We start from the raw sequence: 20,219 nt of genomic DNA on the forward strand, positions 1-20,219 counted from the left end.
CCGGCCGGCGTTACTCAGCGGAACTCAAGGGTGCGCAGCATGCCCTCGAACCGGGGGAAGGCGACCTTCCGGTCCTGAGGCCGAGTGGTGTTGATCGTGGACCAGGCCAGCAGGGGCCTGCCGGGCGCGTCGATGACGGCGACCCGCAACTCGTACTCCGGCTGGAGCCCGTAGCAGTCCTCGTGGAGATTCGCCTCGGCCGTGATGCAGCCAAGTGACCCGTCGAGCGGCTTGTCGGAGGTGCCGGTCAGCAAGGTGGCGGACCGGCCGTCGACGCTGATGGACCTCTCGTCCCGCCACGTGGCGTGGTGCCGGGAATGTTCGCGCAGGTAGGCAAGGTATCCCTCGTATGTGCCGGGCGGCTTCTCAGGCGCCCCGTCGCCTCCCGGCCGGTACACCGCTTCGGGCAGCAGAAACCGAATCATGTTCGCCGGCCCCACCCAGGTCAGGAACGTCCCGGTGTCCGATGCCCGCCAGGTGTCGAGTGCGGGAGGGAGAGTCAGGGTGAGCGGCACGGCGAACGACCGGGTCGTGTAGGTCCGCGACGTCGGCGTGGCTGTCGAGGAGGTGGCGGCTTCCCCTTCGCCCCCACCACAGGCGACCGCGGACAGCAGCGCGGCGGCACTCAGCGCCGCGACTGCGCCTCGGCGAAAGCGGGCAGGTCTCACCCCGGCCACCTCCGAACGACCTGTGCGAGGTGCGACATCGAGGCCGGCTGCCCGGGCCCGGCAAGCGCGAGGACGTACACACCGTTCACCATCGCTACAGTGCCGCATCGGGCGGTCGGGCAAACGCCGTGTCACACGTACGCACGCGTCGCGGGCGCTTCGATCGGCTCCGGCGACGAGGGGGCCGCCGTGACGTGCCGGATCGACCGCCCGTTCAGACCCTGACAGCACCCACCGCGAAATCCCGTGACCAACGACATACGTGGTGTGTAGCCGTCCGGTAGCGCACTGTCAGCCCTTGCCCCTAGGCTTGTCCGCATGTCCCCCCATTCCTTAGGCCCTGGTTCCGTGCGGTCTGCTGCCGAGGTGAACGAGGAGATACGCGCCCTGTGGCTGCGCGCGGGCGGCTCCCTGTCGGCTCAGGAGCGCGCGGAGTACGAGCTGTTGGTGGTCGAGTGGGCGGCCGCCATCCGCGGTGAGGTCATCAAGGCGGCCTGAGGCCCCGGCTCCACGCCTAAGATCCACTCCATGGAGCATCTTGACGACGTGGCGCCGCGTCGCGGCCTGATCATCTTCCTCAACGGCACGTCCAGTTCGGGCAAGTCGAGCATCGCTGCCGAACTGCTGCGCATCCTGGACGAGCCGTACTTCCATATGCCTGTCGATTCCTTCCACGCGATGCGTTCCAAGGTGCCCGTCCCGCAGGACCTGCTCGCCACCGTCCTGCACCGCACCTGGCAGGGCTTCCACCGCGCGGTCGCGGGCATGGCCGCCGCCGGCAACAACGTCGTCGTCGATCATGTGCTGAGCGCCGAGTGGCGGCTCAGGGACTGCCTGTCGCTCTTCGTGCCACCGGACGTCGTCCTCGTCAAAGTGCACTGCGGTCCGCAGGAGTTGGAGCGCCGGGAGCGCGAGCGCGCCGACCGGCCGCCCGGCCTCGCCGCCAGTCAGCTGGAGCGGGTGCACGCTCATGGCGTCTACGACGTGGAGTGCGACACCGGCCGCAGCACACCGCAGGAGTGCGCCCGCCTCATCAAGGACTTCCTGCCCCGCAGGCCCAGCCCCACCGCCTTCGAACAGCTGCGACGATCAGCGGTCACTCTGGGCTCGTAGATGCGCGAGGGCCTCGTCCTCCACCGGATAGGGCCGCTCCTGTGGCAACAGTTCGGCCGCACGCTCCAGTTCGCCCGCCCGCACGCGCGCGTGGATCTCCGTGGCGAGCGGTGTCACGTCCTCGATGCCGACGATCCACTCGTCCGCGTACCGGGCGGCCGCTTCGCCGGTGAGCCCCAGTTGCAGGGACCGGTACGGCAAGGGGTTGAGGTGCAGATCGCGCTCCGGATCCCACTGCACGCGCGCGGGTGCCGTCCTCAACTGCCGCTTCCAGGCGCCCTGGTCGCCGTGCAGGGCGGGGACGTGGTGCGAGAGGCACGCGTGACGCAGTGCCCATGCGAAGCCCTCCCGGCTGATCTCGACGGCGAGGACGGTCTCCTGACCCTCCTTCGTGGCCCAGCCGCAGCGGTACATCATCCACAGGAACGACGGCTTGATCCACGTCATACGGTCGCGGCTCCACGACGACGGAAAACGGCCGTCGCGGGCGGCGGCCCCGCCGATCTGGGGTCGGTAGGCCTGGTAGACGGTCACCGTGGACTCGGTGTGGTGTGCACGTATGCGGAACTTGGGCTCCTGCGGGACCGGCTGCACGGACCGGTCGTCCTGGTGGTTCTCGTTGGGATCCTTCGAATCGCTCTCGTTCGGGTCGTTCGGGTCGTTCTCGTTCGGATCGTTCAGGTCGTTCACGAGAACAGCCTCACCCCCGACCCCGCCGACATCCACCGAATATCGCCGCACGCCCTCTTGGCTCCGTCCACCTCATGCCCAACACTGAGCCGATGACGCAGCGTGTGGAGCTCGCGACCCTGAGGGACCGGCTCGCGGTCGAGGAACTGATCACCGACTACGCGGTGGCCGTGGACGACGGCGACTGGGCGGCGTACAGGAGCCTGTTCGCCCCGGAGGGACGCGCGGACTACCGCTCGGCCGGCGGCATCGAGGGGGACGCCGGACAGGTCGCCGCCTGGCTCGCGGAGAGCATGCGGGTCTTCTCGATGCGGCAACATCTCATCGTCAACCGCCGGGTGCGCTTCGGGGTCCTCGAGCAGGACGCCGGCGACACGGCCCGGGTCCAGGCCGACTACGTCAATCCGATGCGGTTCGCCGAGAACGGCGACGGCTTCGCCGCCCCCGATTTCGTGTGCGGCGGCCGGTACGCCTTCGGGCTGCTGCGGACGTACGACGGCTGGCGGCTGCGCGAGGTGGTCGTGCAGGAGAAGTGGCGCCGTCTGCCCGACCGGACCGCGCCGGCGGTGATCGACTGAGCGGGGTCCACTGTCCACTGTCAGTGCCTGCGAGCACACTGGAAGGATCACGGGCAGGGAGGCGCCGCATGAAGACGATCAGCTACTGGCTCGCTTCGCCGTGGCGGCGCTCGGCCGCCGCCACGCTGGCCGGTGCGCTGCCCGTGCTCGCCTATCCGGAGCCGTCGCTGTGGTGGTTGGCGTACGTCGCCCTGGTCCCGTGGATCGCGCTGCTGCGCTCCGCACCGACCGAGAAGCGGGCGCTGTACGACGGCTGGTGGGGCGGGTTCGGCTTCATGCTGGCGATGCACCACTGGCTGGTGCCGAGCCTGCATGTGTTCACGTTCGTCATCGCGGCCCTGCTCGGCGCGCTGTGGGCCCCCTGGGGCTGGCTGGTGCGCCGTTTACTGGCCGGGAAGCCGCCCCCGGGCCGGGTCGCCGCTGCTCTTGCCGTCCTGCCGTCGGGCTGGCTGCTGATCGAGCTGGTCCGTTCCTGGCAGGGGCTCGGCGGGCCGTGGGGCGTGCTGGGCTCCAGTCAGTGGGAGGTGGAGCCCGCGCTGCGGCTGGCCTCGGTGGGCGGGGTGTGGCTGATCAGCTTCCTGGTGGTGGCCGTCAATGTCGCGGTCGCCGTGCTGGTGGCGGTGCGCAGGTGCCGGGTGCCCGCGGTGGCCGGGCTCCTCGCCACGGCCGTCGCCACCTCGGCCGCCTGGGTGTGGTCCCCGCGCCCCGACGTCTCGGACCGGGTCCGGATCGCCGTCGTGCAGCCGGGCGTCATCCAGGGCGGGGCCGGCGCCGACCGGCGCTTCGACCGGGAGGAGCAACTCACCCGCGACCTGGCGGGTCAGGACGTCGACCTGGTCGTCTGGGGTGAGAGCAGCGTCGGCTACGACCTCGACGACCGGCCCGACTTCGCCCGGCGGCTCGCCGCGCTATCACGCGAGACGGGGGCGAACATCCTGGTCAACGTGGACGCGCGACGCTCCGACAAACCCGGCATCTACAAGAGCTCGATCCTCGTCGGCCCGGACGGCCCGACCGGCGCCCGCTACGACAAGATGCGGCTGGTCCCCTTCGGGGAGTACATACCGCTCCGCTCGATGCTGGGCTGGGCCACCTCCGTGGGCAAGGCGGCGGCCGAGGACCGCAGGCGCGGCACCGAGCAGGTCGTGATGGACGCCGGGCACGGGCTGCGGATCGGCCCGATGGTCTGCTTCGAGTCCGCGTTCTCCGACATGAGCCGCAACCTCACCGACGACGGCGCCCAGGTGCTGATCGCCCAGTCGGCGACCTCGACGTTCCAGCAGAGCTGGGCCCCCGAGCAGCATGCCTCGCTCGCCGCGCTGCGCCCCGCCGAGACCGGCCGGCCGATGGTGCACGCGACGCTGACCGGCGTCTCCGCCGTGTACGGCCCCAGCGGGCAGCGCATCGGTTCCTGGCTCGGCACGGACGAGAGCACGAGCGCGGTCTACGACGTGCCGCTGGCCGGCGGTGTGACGCCGTACGTCCGCTTCGGCGACTGGCCGGTGCGGGCGGCGCTGCTGATCATCGCCGCGTGGGGCGCGAGCGAGGGCATCCGGACCCTGCGGCCACGGCTCAGGCGGCCCGCTCCTGAACCGCCCGTACAACCCGCTCGCACAGCTCATGGGTCGCCAGCGCGTCCCGGGCGCTGAGCACCTTGCCCGCGCGCACGGCGTCGAGGAAGGCCAGCACCGCCTGCTCGATGCCGCGCTGCCGGGCCACCGGCACCCAGTCCCCGCGTCGCCGCACGGTCGGCTGGCCCTTGTGGTCGACGACCTCGGCGAGGTTGAGGACCTGACGCTTGGTGTCCTGCCCGGACACCTCCAGGACCTCCTCGGCCGAGCCGCTGAGCCGGTTCATCACGCCGAGCGCGGTGAAGCCGTCTCCGGCGAGCTGCAGCACGACGTGGTGCAGCAGCCCGCTCTCGACGCGGGCGCGCACGGTCACGTCGTCGATCGGGCCCGGCACCAGGAAGCGCAGGGTGTCCACGACGTGGATGAAGTCGTCCAGGATCATCGAGCGCGGCTCTTCCGGCAGCCCGATCCGGTTCTTCTGCATCAGGATCAGCTCGCGCGGATGGTCGGCGCACTGTGTGTAGCCGGGGGCGTAACGCCGGTTGAAGCCGACGGCGAGGCTCACGTCGCGCCGCTCGGCGAGCGCCACCAGCCGCTCGGAGTCGGCGAGTTCGTAGGCGAGCGGCTTGTCGACGTACGTCGGCACACCCGCCTCCAGCAGCCGGGTCACGATCTCCGGGTGCGCGACGGTGGCCGCGTGCACGAAGGCCGCGTCGAGGCCCTGGGCGAGGAGCGAGTCGAGGTCCGCGTGCCGCTGTGCCGACGGCAGGTGGAGGCTGTCGGCGACCCGGGCGAGCGTCGCGGGCGTACGGGTCTGCAGATGCAGTTCGACCCCCGGCTGGACGCCGAGCACCGGCAGATAGGCCTTCTGCGCGATGTCACCGAGTCCGATGCAGCCGACCTTCACGGGGTGTTCTCCTCTGGTGGTTGCCTGCCGGGGCCTTCCCGGCAGCATACGGCGCCTGTGGCGGCCGCCAGTCGGCGATGCCCGCGAAGCCCCGCAGGAGCAGCGAGGGAGCGGCCTTGGACAGCCCGGCCATCGCCGCGTTCCGTACGGCGATGGCGGTGCGGCCGGTCGTCATGTTGAGGCGGCCGACCTTCACGGCACGGCGCGCGATGGCGGTCGTACGCGGGAGCCGGGCTGCCGTGTACGCGGCGAGGTCGGCGCAGTGGTGGGCGAGTACGACGGCGTCCTCGACGGCCTGGTTGCCGCCCTGCCCCAGCGTCGGCGGCATGGCGTGCGCGGCGTCGCCGACCAGGGCGACCCGGCCACGGTGGTAGGCGGGCAGCGGCTCGGCGATGTGGTGGACGTCGTGGCGCAGGACGTCCTCGGGGCGGGCGGCGGCGAGGATCGCGGGGATCGGGTCGTGCCAGTCTCCGTAGCGGCGGAGCAGTTCGGTCTTCTCGTCGTCGGGGGCACGTTCCGCGGCGGGCGTGATCGCCGCGGCGTACGCGTAGACGCGGCCGTCCTTGAGCGGGTGCGAGCCCCAGATGCGGCCCCGGCCCCAGGTCTCGTGCGAGGCGAATTCCAGGCCGGGCAGGGGGATGACGACCCGCCATGTGGTGAAACCGGCGTAGACGGTCCCGGGGTGGCCGGGGAACAGCGCCCGGCGTACGGCGGACTGGATGCCGTCTGCGGCCACCACGAGGTCGGCCTCCAGGTCGCCGTCCGGCGTGCTGACGCGCGCCGGTCGGTCGGCGTCGCCCGCGTCGGCGAGGGTCGCGGCGACGCCGGTCCGGACGACCCCGGACGGGAGTCGCGAGGCGAGGCTGTTGATGAGGGTGGCCCGGTGGAGGAGGACGAGGGGGTCGCCGAAGCGTTCGGCCACGGTGTCGGCGTCCGCGCGGGAGAGCCAGCGCCCGGACGGGGTGCGCAGTCCCCCGTCGCCCTGCCATGCGGCCAGGTCGCGGATCTCGTCGCCGAGCCCGATGACGTCCAGCGCGCGCAGGGAGTTGGGCGCTAGGGATATGGCCGCGCCGACCGGCTCCAGGGACGGGGCCCGCTCCAGCACGGTGACGTCCCAGCCGTCTCGGTGCAGTGCGGCCGCCGCGGTCAGGCCTCCGATGCCGCCGCCGATCACGATGGCGCGCGATGACTGTGCCATGGGCTCCTCCTCGTACCGGGTGCTCGAACACCACGCCGTTCACTACAGATGTAGTGAGAGCATGCCGCGACTGTACTACAGCCGTAGTTCCACGGGTAGGTTGATCTCCATGTCCGTACGCACCCCGGGCGCCGCACGCGCCGACCTCGTCGCCGACACCGCCCTCGCGCTGCTCGCCGAGCGCGGCATGCGCGGGCTCACGCACCGGGCCGTCGACGAGACGGCCGGGCTGCCGCAGGGTTCCACGTCCAACCTCGCCCGCACCCGACAGGCGCTGCTGGAGCTGGCGGTACGGCGGCTCGCCGAGCGCGAGGCACGCGTACTGGCACTGGAGGAGATGCCGGACCCGCGCGGTGGCCTCGACTCGCTGGTCGACGGCCTGGCCCAGGCGATCCACCGCTCCCTGACCCGCAACCGCGAACTGACGCTGGCCCGCTACGAGTTGGCCCTCGACGCGACGCGCCGCCCCGAGCTGCGCGCCTACTTCGACGCCACGGGCGCCCGCTTCCGCGACCAGGTCACCGCCCTGGTGACCGCGATGGGGTCGACGGACCCGGCCCGGCACGTGCTGTCCCTGGTCGCCTGGGCGGACGGGCTGATGTTCAGTTGCGTGGCCGGGTCCTTCAGCACCGAGACACCGAGCCCGGCGGAGGTACGGGCGGGGCTGCGCGAGTTGCTGGCCGGGATGCTCGGCCGCTGACGTCGGCGCTCCGCGGCGCCGTAAAACTCCTGGTGGGCTCAGGGGAGTTGAGCGAGGATTCGGGCATGACCAGCGAACGCAATGAGCCCGCCACCACCGCCGACGAGCGCACCATGCTGGAGGGCTGGCTGGACTACCACCGGCAGACCCTCGCCTGGAAGTGCGAGGGTCTGACCGACGCCCAGCTCAGGACCGCCTCCGTGGAACCGTCCGAGCTGTCGCTGATGGGGCTGGTGCGGCACATGGCGGAGGTGGAGCGGGGCTGGTTCCGCAAGGTGCTCACAGCCGAGGGCGCCGGCCCGATCTACTACACCGAGGAGGACCAGGACGGCGAGTTTCACCTCTCCGAGTCGGACACCTGGGAGGAGGCGTACGCCACCTGGCAGTCCGAGATCGAGACCGCCCGGCGCAACGCGGCCCGCTTCGGCCTCGACGACGTCTCCGAGGGCAAGCACCGCAGGACCGGCGAGCGGTTCAACCTGCGCTGGATATACACCCACATGATCGAGGAGTACGCCCGCCACAACGGCCACGCCGACCTGATCCGCGAGCGCCTCGACGGCTCCACCGGCGACTGACGTCAGCGTCGATGGGCCCGCGCCGCCCGTACGGGGACAGAGATCACCCGTGCGGAGCAACCTCTGCTTGTCCGCTGTCCCAACAGCAGCCGGACCCAGCAGAGTTGCGCGGGTGCATCGAACGACGACCACCGCAACGCTCCTGGTCACCGTGGCCGTCTCGGCCCTCTCGGGCTGCGTGACGGTCCCGCGCTCACCGGCGCCCGGACCGCCCCCGGTACCGTCCCAGCCGCCGGCGCCCCGGCCGGGCGGGCAGGAGGACCCGCGGGTCGTGCAGGCGCCGGCCCGCGAGGCCCTGACGCTCACCGGCCCGTCCCCCAGCCCGGCCCCCTCGACGTCCGCCGCACGCTCCGCGTCCCCCACCGCGCCACCACCGGCACACACACCGGCGGCCCCTCGCTCGCACCCCCACGCCCATCCCCATCCCCATCCCCAGCACCGGGGACCCCACCGCCCCGCCGTCGACGCCCCGAAACGGCCGCACACCGAGATCCCCGACGTGCCGGAGTCGGTCCGCCATGACGTCCCGCGAGGGAACTCGGACCTCTGCGCGCTGGGCAAGAAGTACGGCGGCTGGAGGGCGGACAGCCCGGAGTCGAGGATCTGCGAGCAGGCGTACGGCCAGTGAAATGCGGGGCCGACGCCGGTCAGTCCCCTGTGTAGCCGGAGCGGCACCCCACAGGGGCGGGCGGGGCCGCCTCTCCGCCTCCCCGGCCCCGCTCAGCCTCTACGGCCCCTCCCCCAGCCACGCCTCCAACCGCCGAAGCTCCGCCCGTACGCCGTCCCCGTAGCTGTCGTCCCGCAACGCCCCCGCGGCTCCCCGCGCCCGGCGCACATGCACGCGGGCGGCCTCCGCGCGGTCGAGCTTCACATAGTCGGCGGCCAGATTCAGATGCAGCGAGGGATACAGGGCCCGTACGGCCAGCGCGCCGCCGGCGCCCTCGGCCTCCGTCAACGCCCGCAGATCCCAGGCCAGTTCGTCCGAGGGGTCGTCCTGCGTGTCCGCCAGGTAGTGCGCCAGTGTGCAGCGGTGCAGCGGGTCGCCGTCCTCGCCGAGCTCCGTCCACAGGTCCAGCAACCGGCGCCGGGCCTCTTCGCGGTCCCCCGCGTGATGCAGAATGACGACCTGCCCGATCCGCGTCAGCACGGCGTCCGGCGCCGCCTGCTCCTGTTGCTCCGCCACCGCGTCCTCCGGGCCCTCGTCGGCTGGTCCCTTCCGACGCTAACCGGCCGCACCGGCAATCCCGGTCAGGCGGCTCCGTACGGCACCGGGCCGGTCCGGCGAAGGACCGGCCCTGCGGGTGGGTCAGCCCAGGTCAGGGATCCGCCAGTCGATCGGCTCGTGCCCCTGCCGGGCCACCGCCTCGTTGATCTGCGTGAACGGCTGGGACCCGAAGAACTTCCGCGCCGACAGCGGCGAGGGGTGCGCCCCCTTGACCACCACATGCCGCGTCTCGTCGATGAGCGGCAGCTTCTTCTGCGCGTAGTTGCCCCACAGCACGAACACCGCCGGGTCGGGTCGGTCGGCCACGGCACGGATCACCGCGTCGGTGAACTTCTCCCAGCCCTTGCCCTTGTGCGAGTTCGCCTCACCGCCACGGACCGTGAGCACGGCGTTGAGCAGCAGGACGCCCTGCTGGGCCCAGGGCATCAGATAGCCGTTGTCGGGGACGGGGAGGCCGAGCTCCTCCTTCATCTCCTTGTAGATGTTGCGCAGCGACGGCGGCGTCTTCACGCCGGGGCGGACCGAGAAGCACAGGCCGTGTCCCTGGCCCTCGCCGTGATACGGGTCCTGCCCGAGGATCAGGACCTTCACCTGCTCGTACGGCGTCGCGTCCAGCGCGGCGAAGACCTGCTCGCGCGGCGGGTGGACGGGGCCCTTCGCCCGCTCCTCCTCGACGAACTCCATCAGCTCCTTGAAGTAGGGCTGCTGCAGCTCGTCACCCAGAACCCCGCGCCAGGACTCGGGCAGCATGGCGATGTCGGTCACGTCGACTTCCTTACGATGTGCGGCGAACGGTGAGAGGTGACCGCCCCGCGGTCACTTCCAGGCCTCCGAACCTACAGGCGGCCACTGACAATCACCCCGCCCACCGCACATCCCGCCCCTACCAGCTGGTCTTGCGGGACAGCTCCCCCACCATCATGATCGTCGACGGGTCGAGGGCCCGCTCCGCGCCCGAGATCTCCGCGCTCGCGGCCACGTACTGCCGGCCCTGCCACAGCGGCAGCAGTCGCGCGTCCTCGACGAGGATCCGCTGGGCCTCCTCGAAGTCCTTGACCACGTTGGCACGGTCGCTCTGGGCGCGGGAGTTGGGCAGCAGGGTCTCGGTGATCTTGGGCGACACGTACGGCGTACCGAGCGCGTTCTGCTTGCCGACGAACGGTGCGATGAAGTTGTCCGCGTCCGGGAAGTCGGGGAACCAGCCGCGTCCGAACACGGGGTACTCGCCGTTCTTGTAGCCCTCGACGTACGTCTTCCAGGGGCGGCTCTTGAGAGTGACCTCGAAGAGGCCGGACTTCTCGAGCTGGCTCTTCAGCTCCTGGAACTCGGCTTTGGTGGCCGAGCCGTAGCGGTCGCTGGTGTACCAGAGCATGAGCGGGACGGGGGTGGTGATGCCCGCCTCGGTGAGGATCTTGCCGGCCTTGGCCTCGCTGGGCTCGCCGAAGTCGTCGAAGAAGCTCGTGGTGTGTCCGGTCAGGCCCTTGGGGACCATGGAGTACAGCGGCTCGACGGTGTCCCTGTAGACCTTGTGGGCGATCGCCGGACGGTCGATGACCTGGGCGATGGCCTTGCGGACGGCGGGCTTGCCCGCCATGGGGTCCTTCGGGTTGAAGACCAGGTAGTTGATCTCCGTGCCGGAGCCCTCGATCAGCTGGAGGTGGTCGTCGTCGTCGGCCTGGATGTCGACGATGTCGTCGGCGGCGAGACCGCGGAAGGCGACGTCGAGCTCCTTGTCGCGCAGCGCGGCGACCATGGTGGGCGAGTCCTGGAAGTAACGGATGGTAACCGCGTTGTTCTTGCGCTCCGCGTACCCCTGGTAGCCGTCGTACTTGACGAGCTCGGCCTGCTGGCCCTCTTCGTAGGAGTCGAGGGTGTACGGCCCGGAGCCGACGACGGTGTCTTCCTCGCGCAGCTTGTCGGCCGGGTAGTCCTCGGGGTCGACGATCGACATGGCGGGCGTGGCCAGCACGAACGGGAAGGTCGCGTCGGCCTTGTTCAGGTGGAAGACGACCTCTTTGTCGTTGAGCACCTGGACCCGTTCGAGGCTGCCCAGCAGACCGGCGGGGCCGCCGTTGACGTCGATCGTCCGGATGCGGTCGATGGAGTACTTGACCGCCTGCGCGTCGAGCGTGTGCCCGTCGGAGAACTTCAGGCCCTCACGCAGCTCGCACTTGTACTTCATGTTCGAGCTGTCGGTGAACTGGCAGCTCTTCGCGGCGTCGGGCTCGGGCGCGCTCGCGCCCGAGGGATAGCTGAGCAGCGTCTGGTAGATGTTCCGGAACAGCTCCCAGGAGCTGTCCCAGGACGCGGCGGGATCAAGGGTGCTGGGGGCGGCGGTCGTCCCCACGACGATCGCCCCTTCCTCCTCCGTCGAATCGGACGAGAGGACACCGCACCCGGCCACCAGGGACGATATGGACGCGATGGCCGCCACCTGCCGCAGGCGTCGGATCCGGTTGAACACGCGCACGCTCCTCGATCTGCCATGCCAAGGGTCGGCAAAACATACCGCAGTGTTCCGGCCGGTGGACCTCCAGTCTCAGGAGCACTTGCTCACCTCTGCGGTGACTACGTTGTCAACGGCCAGTGAACTCCCGATACGTCGACACGGGCGCAGCTGGTGTCCAGCGGCGCCCGTGCCTCGGTCCCGTGTCTTGAGTCCCGTGTCTTGAGTCCCGTACGTCAGCCGACGCCGGCGTTGAGGAAGATGCCGCCGTCGACGACGAGCGTCTGCCCCGTGACCCAGTCGGACTGGTCCGAGGTGAGGAACGCGGCGGCGCCGCCGATGTCGGAGGGCACGCCGAGCCGGCCCAGCGGGTAGGCAGCGGCGGCCTCGGCCTCGCGGCCCTCGTACAGGGCCTGGGCGAACTTGGTCTTCACCACGGCCGGGGCGATCGCGTTGACCCGCACCTTGGGGGCGAACTCGTGCGCCATCTGCTGGGTGAGGTTGATCATCGCGGCCTTGCTGACGCCGTAGGCGGCGATGAACGGCGAGGGCGCGATGCCCGCGACGGAGGCGATGTTGACGATCGCGCCGCCGTTGTCCTTCTGCCAGGCGTGCCAGGTCTTCTGCGCGAAGCCCAGCGCCGAGATCACGTTGGTCTCGAAGACCTTGCGCGCGACACCCAGGTCCAGGTCGGCGAGCGGCCCGAACACCGGGTTGGTACCGGCGTTGTTGACCAGGTAGTCGACCCGGCCGAAGGCCTCCATGGCGCGCTCGACGGCGACGGCCTGGTGGGCCTCGTCGTGCGCCTTGCCGGCCACGTAGATCGCGCGCTCGGCGCCGAGCTGCTCGACGGCCTCCTTGAGGGCGTCCTCGCCCCGGCCGGTGATGACGACGCGGTCGCCGCGTGCCACGAGAGCCTCGGCGACGCCGTAGCCGATGCCGCGGCTGGCGCCCGTGACGAGGGCGACCTTGCCGGAGAGTTCAGGCAGTTCAGTCATGTCGGTTGTGTCCCAGTTCCCTAGTCGAGCGGTCCGCCGGCGACGTACAGCACCTGGCCGGAGACGAAGCCGGCCGCATCGCCGGTGAAGAAGGCGATCGCGTTGGCGATGTCGTCCGGCTCGCCGACCCGGGCCACCGGGATCTGGGTGGCGGCGGCGGCCTTGAAGTCCTCGAAGCCCATGCCGACGCGGTCGGCGGTGGCCTTGGTCATCTCGGTGGCGATGAAGCCGGGGGCGACGGAGTTGGCGGTGACGCCGAACTTGCCGAGTTCCTTGGCGAGGGTCTTGGTGAAGCCCTGGAGGCCGGCCTTGGCGGCGGAGTAGTTGACCTGGCCGCGGTTGCCGAGCGCGGAGGACGAGGAGAGGTTGACGATGCGGCCGAAGCCCGCGTCCACCATGTGCTTCTGGCAGGCCTTGGACATCAGGAAGGCGCCGCGCAGGTGCACGTTCATGACGGTGTCCCAGTCGGCGACGCTCATCTTGAACAGCAGGTTGTCACGGAGCACGCCCGCGTTGTTGACCAGGATCACCGGGGCGCCGAGCTCCTCGGCGATCCGCGCGACGGCCGCCTCGACCTGCGCCTCGTCGGAGACGTCGCAGCCGACCGCGATGGCCTTGCCGCCGGCCGCGGTGATCTTCTCCACGGTGTCCTTGCAGGCGGCCTCGTCGAGGTCGATCACGGCGACCGCGCGGCCTTCGGCGGCCAGTCGCACGGCGGTGGCGGCGCCGATGCCGCGCGCTCCGCCGGTGACTACGGCGACCCGCTGCTCAGTGGTGGACATGAATGACTCTCCTCGGGTGAGCGACCGCTTAGTACCTTCGATGGACGTGACGCTAGAAGTCCTGGCACGCGGTGTCAACGGCCACCGCGCGCATGTGATCCATTACCTGATCCGTAACCCGATCTGTAACCCGATCCGTCACTTCACCAACAGATCGAGCAGCCGCTCCGTCTCGGCCGCCGGATCCGATGTCAGGCCGGTGTGCACGGGCCCCGGCTGGACGACCGTCGAGCGGGGCGCGATCAGCCAGCGAAAGCGCCGCCCGGCATCGTCGGCCCCGGCCTGCCCCGCCGCGTCGCCGCCCGCGCAGACGCCCTCGACGGCACGGAGTGCGGCCCGTACCCCGGCGACGTCGGCAGCGGGATCCAGCGCCCGCAGTCTGGTCTCGTCCAGGTGGGTCCGCGCGGCGACGAAGGACCGGGCGCGGCAGTACACGAGCACGCCCGCGTTGAGGCACTCGCCGCGCTCGATGCGCGGGACGACCCGCAGCAGCGCGTACTCGAAGACGTCCTGCGTGCGGGAGCGGGTCCCCAGGGTGCGCTCGCTCACTTGATCCCCTCGATGCGTTCATGGATGACGGCGGCCCGTGCGACCAGTGGCTGCGCGTACGCCTTCCTCAGTGCGTCCGCCGACTCGAACCCCGGCTCGTCCGCGAGCCACACGCCGGGGATCTCGGCGGTCACCTCGGCGAGCAGTTCCTCGGTGACCAGCGGCGCCAACTCGGCCGCGGCTGCCCGCACATCCGGCGCGAAGGAGGCGAGGGCGTGGTCGGAGGCGTCGTAGGAGCGCGCCGCGGAAGTCTGTGCACCGGGCCAGTTGTGCTGCCAGATCATGGTCGCGCCGTGGTCGATGAGCCACAACTCGCCCTGCCACATCAGCAGGTTGGGGTTGCGCCAGGAGCGGTCGACGTTGTTCACCAGGGCGTCGAACCAGACGATCCGGCCGGCGTCCTCGGGGCTCACCTCGAAGGCGAGCGGGTCGAAGCCGAGCGCGCCCGAGAGGAAGTCCATGCCGAGGTTGGTGCCGCCGCTGGACTTGAGCAGCCCCTGCACCTCCTGGTCGGGTTCACCGAGCCCCAGTACCGGGTCGAGCTCCACCGTCACGAGGCGGGGCATCCGCAGGCCCAGCCTGCGGGCGAGTTCACCGCAGACGACCTCGGCGACCAGCGTCTTGCGGCCCTGTCCGGCGCCGGTGAACTTCATGACGTACGTACCGTGGTCGTCGGCCTCGACGAGTCCCGGCAGCGAGCCGCCCTCACGCAGGGGGGTGATGAAGCGGGTCGCGACGACTTCCTTGAGCATCGCCCCAGGTTACTGGCGCGGGGGCGGGGCGCGGGACGGCCCGGGTGGGCGGCGGCGGGTTTGCGCCGACAGTAGATCGACAGCCCTGGACAGTGAACCGACAGCTCCGCTTTACCCATCTCGCCGCCGGACCGAGTCAGGATTTCGGCATCCTCTGAACAGCCGGTCCGCAGGGGCCGTACCTCTCGCCAGATCAAGAATCCGCGGAAGGAACGTCAGCATGACCAGCGAATCAGTTCAGCCGGTGCCGGGCCCGAGTCGCCGTACCGTCGTGGCGGCGGTCGGCGCGGCGGGGCTCGCCGTCGCGCTGACCGCGTGCGGGTCGGACGACGACGCGTCGGGCTCGTCCACCGAACAGGGCGCCGTCGGCGGTGGCGCGACCACCGAAGCGAGCGCCGGCTCGTCCGGCGAGGCAGGTGCCGGCGGTGCGGCGCTCGCGAAGACCGCCGACATCCCGGAGGGCAGTGGCAAGGTCTTCAGCGACGAGAAGGTGGTCGTGTCGCAGCCGACGGCGGGTGACTACAAGGCCTTCTCGACGATCTGCACCCATCGGCAGTGTCCGATGACGGACCTGCAGGGCGACACGATCACCTGCGCCTGCCACAAGAGCCAGTTCTCCGTCCTCGACGGCAGCGTGAAGAAGGGGCCCGCCACCGAGCCGCTGGAGGCCAAGCAGATCAGCGTGGCAGGCGACTCGATCACGCTCGCCTGACCCGGCGGCGCGGCGCAGGGCTCACGCCCGACCCGCACGGCGTGGACGCTTGAAGCCGCCCAGTATCTCGTCCGTGGTCGCGACCGTGGCGACCAATGCGAGGGTGTGGCGGATCATCGCGGGGGTGTAGTCCGAGGGCACCCCCGCGATGGCGTCCCGGGCCACGACCACGGCGTAACCCCGGTTCACGGCGTCGAAGACGGCGTTGGGGATCGCCACGTTGGCCGAGACGCCGGTGACGATCAGCGTGCGGCAGCCGAGGTTGCGCAACAGGGCGTCGACATCGGTGCCCTGGATCGGGGAGAGGCCGTGCAGCCGTCGTACGACGAAGTCCTCCTCGGCGACCTCGATCGGCGGTGCCAGGCGTACGGCCATCGTGCCGGACAGCTGCTGGACGGGGAGCCGTTCGGCGGCACGGAACAGGCGGGCGTTGCGGCCGGCACCGCGGCCGTCGGGGCGGCGTTCGGCGATCGCGTGCATCACCTGGACGCCGCTCTCGTGGGCGACCGCGACCAGCCGGGCGATGTTGGCGAGGGCTCCGGAGGAGCGGGCCTCCATGGCGAGTTCGGGCAGCGCGCTGTCCGGTCCGACGACGCCCTGCTGGCACTCGACGGTGAGCAGGACGGTGGTCGCGGGGTCGAGGAGTTCGCTGAGCTGTGCGGGCGACGGCATGGTTCCCCCTGTGACCGACGGCGGCGTGGGCGGGCGAGCGTAGCCACCTTCGCGTGAGGACGGAACCACCAGCGCGTGGGAGCAGAACCACCATTGCGTGTGGAGGGAAGACGACTCATCCTTTTCTGACGTGATGTCAGAGGATCTCTCCTCTGACACGACGTGAGAGAAGAGGGGGCCGCATGACCGTCACTCAGCGCCGGGGCCGGAAGATCATGATGACGCCCGGCGAGCTGGACGAGTTCCTCACCGCCCAGCGCACCTGCCGGGTCGCCACGGTGTCCGCCGACGGCTTCCCGCATGTCAGCGCACTGTGGTTCGCCTGGGACGGCACCTCGCTGTGGCTGTACTCGGTCGTCCGCAGCAAGCGGTGGGCCGAGATGTGCCGCGATCCGCGGGTCGCCGTCGTGATCGACACGGGTGAGGAGTACGAGCAGTTGCGCGGCGTCGAACTGTCCGGCACCGTCGAGTTCGTGGGCGAGAGCCCTCGGGTCGGCGAGCTGCGCGCCGAACTCGACGTGCCCGAGATGCTGTTCGCGCGCAAGAACTTCGGCCTCGACGAGATGCCGCACGACGGCCGGCACGCGTGGGTGCGGCTGACGCCGGAGAAGATCGTGTCCTGGGACTTCCGGAAGCTGGGAGCGCTGTAGGCGGCGTCAGCAGACGTTCTCCCCCGCCTCTTGCAGCGCCCGCACCGCCGCCCGGATCGACGGGCGGCGGTCGGCGTCGGCGCGCCAGACGACGTACACATGGCGCCGCACCCGCTGCTGCAACGGCACGGTCACGACCCCCGCGGGCATCGGGTGGCGCCCCAGCAGCGGCGCGATGCACACGCCGAGTCCGGCCGCGACCAGCGCGAGCTGGGTGTGCGTCTCGGGGGCGCGGTGGCCGAGAAGCGGCTCGATGCCCTTGGAGCGCAGGGTGAACATCAGCCACTCGTGACAGAACTCGCCCTCGCCCCAGGTGATCCACTCGTCCTCGGCGAACTCGGCGAGGTCCACCTCGTCGCGGCCGGCGAACCGGTGCCCCGCGGGCATCGCCACATCGGCCGGATCATCCAGGATGTGCGCCTTGACCAGGCCCTCGGGCAGCGCCATCGGCTTGTTGTACCAGTCGAGCACGACGGCCAGGTCGAGGTCGCCGCGGATCACTCCGGCGATGCCGCTCTCCGGCTCCAGCTCGCAACTGCGCACGCGCAACGCGGGATGCGCCGTGCGCAGGGCGGAGAGCGCGGCCGGGAACAGCCCGCGGGCGCCCGTCGGGAACGCCGCCAGTCTCAGCTCGCCGACCACCTTTCCGCGCTGCGCCTCCAGGTCGGACTGGGCCAGCTCGACCTGCGACAGGATGCGCGCCGCATGCTCGGCGAGCAGCCGGCCCGCGTCGGTGAGCCGCACCCCCCGGCCGTTCTTGGCGAGGAGCTGCTGGCCGACCTCCCGCTCCAGCTTCGACATCTGCTGCGACACGGCCGACGTCGTGATGTGCAGCCCCTCCGCCGCGCCACTGACCGAGCCGTGCCGGGCAAGGGCGTCCAGGGTGCGCAGGCGCTCCAGATTCAACATGTAAGCAATACTACGAGATATCGCGTGCGAAATCTCGATTGTGCTACGAGATCCGCTGCAGCATCGTTGCTGCCATGACCACCGTCGTCGCCTCCCGCAACCCGGCCGAAGCCGCCGCCCGCCCACTCCCCCGCGCCCGCCTCGACTGGCGGCTGCGCTTCACCGCCCTCACCCTGATCTGGGGCTTCAGCTTCCTGCTCATCAAGGTGGGCACCGATGGCTATGCCCCCTTCCAAGTCACGCTCGGGCGGCTGGTGTTCGGTACGGCGGTACTGGCGGCCGCGATGGCGGTGAAGCGGGAGCGGCTGCCGCGCGGGGCCCGCATGTGGGGGCATCTGGCGGTCGCCGCGTTCCTGCTCAACGCGCTGCCGTTCTCGTTGTTCGCGTACTCCGAGCTGACGATCCCGTCCACGCTGGCGGGGATCTGCAACGCGACCTCGCCGCTGTGGGGCATGGCCCTGTCCCTGATCGCCCTCTCGGAGGACCGGCCGACGCGGGTCAGGGTCGCGGGTCTCGGCATCGGCTTCCTCGGTGTGCTGACGGTGCTCGGGGCCTGGCAGGGCTTCGCCGGGCTGGATGCCAGGGGTATGGCGATGGCGTTGCTGGCCTCGCTCAGCTACCCGGTCGGCTGGATCTACGTCCGGCGCACGCTGGCCGGCTCCAGCCACTCCCATCTGTCGCTGACCGGTGCCCAGTTGTTGCTGGCCACCGCGCAACTCGGCGTCGTGACACCGCTGTTCACCTCTTGGCCGACGCGCTTTGCGGTGCTGCCTCTGCTTGCGGTTGTGGCGCTCGGCGCGCTGGGTACGGGGCTCGCCGTTCTGATCCAGTACGGCCTGGTCGCCGAGGTCGGGCCAACCACGGCTCAGATGGTCACGTACTTCATTCCGGTCATCGCGACGGCTGCCGGGGTCGCCGTCCTCGGGGAGTCACTTCGCTGGACCACGCCGGTGGGTGCGGTGATCGTTCTCGTGGGGGCGGCGCTCACTCAGGTGAAGCGGGGCGCCTAGAGGGGTGGGGGCGGGTGCATCGGCGGGTGCGGGCCCGATGCGGCTGGTCGCGCCCACGCGGCGGAGCCGCACACCGATACAGCCCGGCACCCCCGAAGAAGGCTGACTGCCCCTGCCTTCGATTGGCTTGCCCCTGCCCCTGCCCCTGCCCCTGCCCCTGCCCCCGTCTAGACGTAACCCCTCGGCGGTGCTGAGCCAACCGCCTTCGCCACCGCGTCCGCCAGCGGGGCGATCTCGTCTCTCGCGAGGGTCGCCACGGTGATCCGGATCCCGGGTGGGGCGCTCATGCGGAAGCGCGCGCCCGGCGCGACGGCCCAGCCGGCGTGCAGCAGCCGGGCCACGGCGCCCGTCTCGTCGGGCACCGGAACCCAGACGTTCAGCCCGCTGCGTCCGTGCGCCGCGATGCCCCGCTCCGCCAGCGCGGCGATCAGCGCGTCCCGGCGGCCGGCGTACGCCGCCGCCACCGCCTGTGGGTCGACGGCGCCGTCGTCCCACAGGCGCAGCAGGGCCCGCTGCCCGATGCGGCTGATCCAGCCGGGACCCAGGCGCTGGCGGCCGCGCACCCGGTCGACGGTGACGGTGTCGCCGGTGAACACGGCGAGCCGCAGGTCGGGGCCGTAGGCCTTGGCGGCCGAGCGTACGAACGCCCAGTTGCGGGTGGTGCCGGCCAGGGCGTGCAAGGGCAGGTCGACGATGCCGTGGCCGTGATCGTCCTCGATGAGCAGGACGTTTGGGTGATCCTTCAGCACGGATCGGATGGCACGCGCGCGTGCGGCACTGACGACCGCCCCCGTCGGGTTCTGCGCCCGGCCGGTGACGATCAGGGCGCGCGCCCCCGCTTCCAGGACCCGGCGCACGTCGTCCGGAAGCGGGCCCTCGTCGTCCACGCCGACGGGAGCCGTCCGCAGCCCGACGGCCGGGACGAGGTCGAGCAGGCTGCCCCATCCGGGATCCTCCACGGCGACGGTGTCGCCGGGCTTGAGGTGGGCCGCGAGGACCCGCTCGATCACGTCGAGCGACCCTGAGGCGACGCCGATCGGCCCGTCCGGAACGCCGTCGGCGTCGAACGCGGCCCGCGCGCTGTGCACGAGTTCCGGTTCCACGGCCTCGTCCCCGTACATGACCGGCTCCCGGTCGTTCTGCTCGGTGGCCGCCGCGAACGCCTCGGCCAGGCGCGGCAGCAGCCCCGGGTCCGGGTTGCCGCTCGCCACATCCCGTACGCCCTCCGGGACGTCCACCCGGATGGACTCGCGCGCGGTCGTGGCCGGCTTGGGACGCACCCGGCTGCCCCGACGCCCCGCCGTCTCGATGACCCCGCGCTCCCGCAGGATCCGGTAGGCGGCCGCGACGGTATTGGGATTCACCCCCAGCTCGACCGCCAACTCCCGCATGGGAGGCAGAGGTTGGCCCGGCTCCAGCTCACCGGCACCCACCGCACGCTCGACGCTCGCCGCAATCTCGGCTGCGCCTCGCCCTTCGATCCGATATCCTCCTAGCACAAAACACATTAT

The 20,219-nt window shown here is 71.0% G+C and carries 24 protein-coding genes; 10 read left to right on the forward strand and 14 right to left on the reverse strand.

Annotated features, from left to right (window positions below):
• Positions 1-14 precede the first annotated feature (14 nt).
• On the reverse strand, positions 15-668 hold the full coding sequence (locus AB5J49_RS07095) for a hypothetical protein (RefSeq protein WP_369167599.1): 654 nt from the start codon (positions 666-668) through the stop codon (positions 15-17).
• A gap of 318 nt (positions 669-986) precedes the next feature.
• Here AB5J49_RS07095 and AB5J49_RS07100 point away from each other — a divergent pair, with 318 nt between their 5' ends.
• Positions 987-1,166 carry a hypothetical protein gene (locus AB5J49_RS07100; RefSeq protein WP_369167600.1) on the forward strand — a complete coding sequence of 60 codons (180 nt, stop codon included), beginning with the start codon at positions 987-989 and terminating at the stop codon, positions 1,164-1,166.
• Positions 1,167-1,196: 30 nt separating this feature from the next.
• Entirely contained in the window at positions 1,197-1,781 is a 585-nt protein-coding gene (locus tag AB5J49_RS07105) for a chloramphenicol phosphotransferase CPT family protein (RefSeq protein WP_369167602.1), read from the forward strand.
• Here AB5J49_RS07105 and AB5J49_RS07110 read toward each other — a convergent pair.
• Complete coding sequence (locus tag AB5J49_RS07110) at positions 1,758-2,375, reverse strand: DUF4291 domain-containing protein (protein ID WP_369175070.1); 618 nt, start codon at positions 2,373-2,375, stop codon at positions 1,758-1,760. The two genes, AB5J49_RS07105 and AB5J49_RS07110, sit on opposite strands and share 24 nt — an antisense overlap.
• Before the next feature lie 188 nt (positions 2,376-2,563).
• Between AB5J49_RS07110 and AB5J49_RS07115 the strand changes: the two genes are divergently transcribed.
• Both AB5J49_RS07115 and lnt read left to right on the forward strand, forming a co-directional pair.
• On the forward strand, positions 2,564-3,049 hold the full coding sequence (locus AB5J49_RS07115) for a nuclear transport factor 2 family protein (protein ID WP_369167604.1): 486 nt from the start codon (positions 2,564-2,566) through the stop codon (positions 3,047-3,049).
• A gap of 68 nt (positions 3,050-3,117) precedes the next feature.
• Positions 3,118-4,698 (forward strand): apolipoprotein N-acyltransferase, encoded by a 1,581-nt coding sequence (gene lnt, locus AB5J49_RS07120; RefSeq protein ID WP_369167605.1) that lies wholly within the window; start codon positions 3,118-3,120, stop codon positions 4,696-4,698.
• On the opposite strand, the gene AB5J49_RS07125 is transcribed toward lnt, so the two are convergent.
• Entirely contained in the window at positions 4,622-5,527 is a 906-nt protein-coding gene (locus AB5J49_RS07125; protein ID WP_369167606.1) for a Gfo/Idh/MocA family protein, read from the reverse strand. The genes lnt and AB5J49_RS07125 overlap by 77 nt on opposite strands.
• Positions 5,499-6,725 (reverse strand): FAD-dependent monooxygenase, encoded by a 1,227-nt coding sequence (locus AB5J49_RS07130; protein ID WP_369167607.1) that lies wholly within the window; start codon positions 6,723-6,725, stop codon positions 5,499-5,501. The genes AB5J49_RS07125 and AB5J49_RS07130 overlap by 29 nt, the downstream gene beginning before the upstream one ends.
• A 109-nt stretch (positions 6,726-6,834) precedes the next feature.
• Between AB5J49_RS07130 and AB5J49_RS07135 the strand changes: the two genes are divergently transcribed.
• From AB5J49_RS07135 to AB5J49_RS07145, 3 genes are all read left to right on the forward strand, one after another.
• Complete coding sequence (locus tag AB5J49_RS07135) at positions 6,835-7,425, forward strand: TetR/AcrR family transcriptional regulator (RefSeq protein ID WP_369167608.1); 591 nt, start codon at positions 6,835-6,837, stop codon at positions 7,423-7,425.
• Positions 7,426-7,490: 65 nt separating this feature from the next.
• Positions 7,491-8,003: a DinB family protein gene (locus tag AB5J49_RS07140; RefSeq protein ID WP_369167609.1), complete on the forward strand. Its 513-nt coding sequence runs from the start codon at positions 7,491-7,493 to the stop codon at positions 8,001-8,003.
• Between the two features lie 112 nt (positions 8,004-8,115).
• Positions 8,116-8,631 (forward strand): hypothetical protein, encoded by a 516-nt coding sequence (locus AB5J49_RS07145; RefSeq protein ID WP_369167610.1) that lies wholly within the window; start codon positions 8,116-8,118, stop codon positions 8,629-8,631.
• 99 nt (positions 8,632-8,730) lie between these two features.
• Here AB5J49_RS07145 and AB5J49_RS07150 read toward each other — a convergent pair whose 3' ends face one another.
• The 7 genes from AB5J49_RS07150 to AB5J49_RS07180 form a co-directional block, all read right to left on the reverse strand.
• Entirely contained in the window at positions 8,731-9,186 is a 456-nt protein-coding gene (locus AB5J49_RS07150; RefSeq protein WP_274237430.1) for a hypothetical protein, read from the reverse strand.
• 123 nt (positions 9,187-9,309) lie between these two features.
• A complete protein-coding gene (locus AB5J49_RS07155) occupies positions 9,310-9,993 on the reverse strand; it encodes a uracil-DNA glycosylase (protein WP_369167612.1) in 684 nt (227 codons plus the stop codon).
• A 118-nt stretch (positions 9,994-10,111) separates the two neighbouring features.
• Positions 10,112-11,692 (reverse strand): ABC transporter substrate-binding protein, encoded by a 1,581-nt coding sequence (locus tag AB5J49_RS07160; RefSeq protein ID WP_369167613.1) that lies wholly within the window; start codon positions 11,690-11,692, stop codon positions 10,112-10,114.
• A gap of 218 nt (positions 11,693-11,910) precedes the next feature.
• Positions 11,911-12,672, reverse strand: coding sequence for an SDR family oxidoreductase (locus tag AB5J49_RS07165; RefSeq protein WP_369167615.1), 762 nt, complete (start codon positions 12,670-12,672; stop codon positions 11,911-11,913).
• A 20-nt stretch (positions 12,673-12,692) separates the two neighbouring features.
• The gene (gene fabG, locus AB5J49_RS07170) at positions 12,693-13,454 is read right to left on the reverse strand and encodes a 3-oxoacyl-ACP reductase FabG (protein WP_369167617.1); all 762 of its coding nucleotides are present in this window, start codon (positions 13,452-13,454) and stop codon (positions 12,693-12,695) included.
• 138 nt (positions 13,455-13,592) lie between these two features.
• A complete protein-coding gene (locus tag AB5J49_RS07175) occupies positions 13,593-14,003 on the reverse strand; it encodes a DUF3037 domain-containing protein (RefSeq protein ID WP_369167618.1) in 411 nt (136 codons plus the stop codon).
• Entirely contained in the window at positions 14,000-14,755 is a 756-nt protein-coding gene (locus AB5J49_RS07180; RefSeq protein ID WP_369167620.1) for a HipA family kinase, read from the reverse strand. The genes AB5J49_RS07175 and AB5J49_RS07180 overlap by 4 nt, the downstream gene beginning before the upstream one ends.
• 220 nt (positions 14,756-14,975) lie before the next feature.
• Between AB5J49_RS07180 and AB5J49_RS07185 the strand changes: the two genes are divergently transcribed.
• Complete coding sequence (locus AB5J49_RS07185) at positions 14,976-15,467, forward strand: Rieske (2Fe-2S) protein (RefSeq protein ID WP_369167622.1); 492 nt, start codon at positions 14,976-14,978, stop codon at positions 15,465-15,467.
• A 21-nt stretch (positions 15,468-15,488) separates the two neighbouring features.
• On the opposite strand, the gene AB5J49_RS07190 is transcribed toward AB5J49_RS07185, so the two are convergent.
• Positions 15,489-16,139 (reverse strand): cysteine hydrolase, encoded by a 651-nt coding sequence (locus tag AB5J49_RS07190; RefSeq protein WP_369167624.1) that lies wholly within the window; start codon positions 16,137-16,139, stop codon positions 15,489-15,491.
• Positions 16,140-16,321: 182 nt separating this feature from the next.
• Here AB5J49_RS07190 and AB5J49_RS07195 point away from each other — a divergent pair, with 182 nt between their 5' ends.
• Positions 16,322-16,789, forward strand: coding sequence for a pyridoxamine 5'-phosphate oxidase family protein (locus AB5J49_RS07195; protein ID WP_369167626.1), 468 nt, complete (start codon positions 16,322-16,324; stop codon positions 16,787-16,789).
• Between the two features lie 6 nt (positions 16,790-16,795).
• On the opposite strand, the gene AB5J49_RS07200 is transcribed toward AB5J49_RS07195, so the two are convergent.
• Entirely contained in the window at positions 16,796-17,698 is a 903-nt protein-coding gene (locus tag AB5J49_RS07200) for a LysR family transcriptional regulator (protein WP_369167628.1), read from the reverse strand.
• Positions 17,699-17,772: 74 nt separating this feature from the next.
• Between AB5J49_RS07200 and AB5J49_RS07205 the strand changes: the two genes are divergently transcribed.
• On the forward strand, positions 17,773-18,708 hold the full coding sequence (locus AB5J49_RS07205) for a DMT family transporter (protein WP_369167630.1): 936 nt from the start codon (positions 17,773-17,775) through the stop codon (positions 18,706-18,708).
• Positions 18,709-18,875: 167 nt separating this feature from the next.
• Here the strand turns inward: AB5J49_RS07205 and AB5J49_RS07210 are convergent, their stop codons facing one another.
• On the reverse strand, positions 18,876-20,207 hold the full coding sequence (locus AB5J49_RS07210; RefSeq protein ID WP_369167632.1) for an aminotransferase class I/II-fold pyridoxal phosphate-dependent enzyme: 1,332 nt from the start codon (positions 20,205-20,207) through the stop codon (positions 18,876-18,878).
• Between the last annotated feature and the right edge of the window lie 12 nt (positions 20,208-20,219).

It is taken from the genome of Streptomyces sp. R28, from assembly GCF_041052385.1.
Lineage (GTDB): Bacteria > Actinomycetota > Actinomycetes > Streptomycetales > Streptomycetaceae > Streptomyces.

Coding starts and splice junctions, on each gene's coding strand:
- AB5J49_RS07140 (WP_369167609.1), top strand. CDS start 7,491: ATGACCAGCGAACGCAATGAGCCCGCCACCACCGCCGACGAGCGCACC.
- AB5J49_RS07200 (WP_369167628.1), bottom strand. CDS start 17,698: ATGTTGAATCTGGAGCGCCTGCGCACCCTGGACGCCCTTGCCCGGCAC.
- AB5J49_RS07130 (WP_369167607.1), bottom strand. CDS start 6,725: ATGGCACAGTCATCGCGCGCCATCGTGATCGGCGGCGGCATCGGAGGC.
- AB5J49_RS07195 (WP_369167626.1), top strand. CDS start 16,322: ATGACCGTCACTCAGCGCCGGGGCCGGAAGATCATGATGACGCCCGGC.
- AB5J49_RS07105 (WP_369167602.1), top strand. CDS start 1,197: ATGGAGCATCTTGACGACGTGGCGCCGCGTCGCGGCCTGATCATCTTC.
- AB5J49_RS07135 (WP_369167608.1), top strand. CDS start 6,835: ATGTCCGTACGCACCCCGGGCGCCGCACGCGCCGACCTCGTCGCCGAC.
- AB5J49_RS07185 (WP_369167622.1), top strand. CDS start 14,976: ATGACCAGCGAATCAGTTCAGCCGGTGCCGGGCCCGAGTCGCCGTACC.
- AB5J49_RS07115 (WP_369167604.1), top strand. CDS start 2,564: ATGACGCAGCGTGTGGAGCTCGCGACCCTGAGGGACCGGCTCGCGGTC.
- AB5J49_RS07190 (WP_369167624.1), bottom strand. CDS start 16,139: ATGCCGTCGCCCGCACAGCTCAGCGAACTCCTCGACCCCGCGACCACC.
- fabG (WP_369167617.1), bottom strand. CDS start 13,454: ATGTCCACCACTGAGCAGCGGGTCGCCGTAGTCACCGGCGGAGCGCGC.
- AB5J49_RS07100 (WP_369167600.1), top strand. CDS start 987: ATGTCCCCCCATTCCTTAGGCCCTGGTTCCGTGCGGTCTGCTGCCGAG.
- lnt (WP_369167605.1), top strand. CDS start 3,118: ATGAAGACGATCAGCTACTGGCTCGCTTCGCCGTGGCGGCGCTCGGCC.
- AB5J49_RS07205 (WP_369167630.1), top strand. CDS start 17,773: ATGACCACCGTCGTCGCCTCCCGCAACCCGGCCGAAGCCGCCGCCCGC.
- AB5J49_RS07180 (WP_369167620.1), bottom strand. CDS start 14,755: ATGCTCAAGGAAGTCGTCGCGACCCGCTTCATCACCCCCCTGCGTGAG.
- AB5J49_RS07165 (WP_369167615.1), bottom strand. CDS start 12,672: ATGACTGAACTGCCTGAACTCTCCGGCAAGGTCGCCCTCGTCACGGGC.